The sequence below is a fragment of the Paenibacillus sp. BT-177 genome (genome assembly GCF_025846815.2).
Taxonomy (GTDB): Bacteria; Bacillota; Bacilli; order Paenibacillales; family Paenibacillaceae; genus Paenibacillus; species Paenibacillus polymyxa_C.
Genome location: NZ_JAOYTP010000040.1, coordinates 1 through 844, shown reverse-complemented (window position 1 = coordinate 844; position 844 = coordinate 1). Strand labels below are relative to the sequence as shown.

The window sequence follows — 844 nt, the reverse complement described above, 5'->3', positions numbered from 1 at the left end:
TAAACGAAAAGGCAAACCAACTGGCCAGAAAATTAAGAGAAAAGGGAATAAAACCTGATAGTGTAGTGGGAATTATGGTAGAACGTTCCCCGGAAATGATCATAGGGATCATGGCTGTCCTAAAAGCTGGGGGGGCTTATTTACCCATAGCTCCTGAATACCCTGAAGACAGGATCCAGTTTATGCTTGATGACAGTGGCAGCCAAATTATTCTGATACAGGATAAATTTATAAATGCTAAAGGTAGTTACAGAAATGCTGAATTTATTAGCATAGAAAATCAGGAACTATTTACTGGGGATGTATCAAATCCAAAGTTAATTAGTAAACCTGAAAACTTGGCTTATGTAATATATACATCCGGTTCTACCGGCAAACCCAAAGGGGTAATGATAGAGAACTACTCCGTAATCAACCGGATCAACTGGATGCAGAAGCAATACCCGATAGCTGAAGGTGATGTGATCCTGCAGAAAACTCCCTATACCTTTGACGTATCGGTATGGGAATTATTGTGGTGGAGCTTTACTGGGGCCAAAGTCTGCCTGCTGATACCGGGAGGAGAAAAAAATCCGGAAGAAATCGTGAAGGCAATCGAAAAAAATAAAGTTACCACAATGCACTTTGTACCATCCATGTTGAGTGTATTTTTAGAGTATGTAGAGGAAAAGGGGATAATAGAGGAAATAGCAAGCTTAAAGCAGGTATTTGCCAGTGGAGAAGCACTGAACCTGAAGCAAGTAGAAAAGTTCAACAAGCTGCTGTACAAAGAAAAAGGAACAAGCCTGCATAACCTGTACGGACCAACAGAAGCAACAGTAGATGTATCCTACTTTGGCTGCTC

Annotated in this window: 1 protein-coding gene; it reads left to right on the top strand. The window is 40.9% G+C overall.

Features of this window, described 5'->3' with window-relative positions:
- Positions 1-844, top strand: an 844-nt coding sequence (locus OIU26_RS25840; RefSeq protein ID WP_226003501.1) for an AMP-binding protein, incomplete at both ends; no start/stop codon positions are given.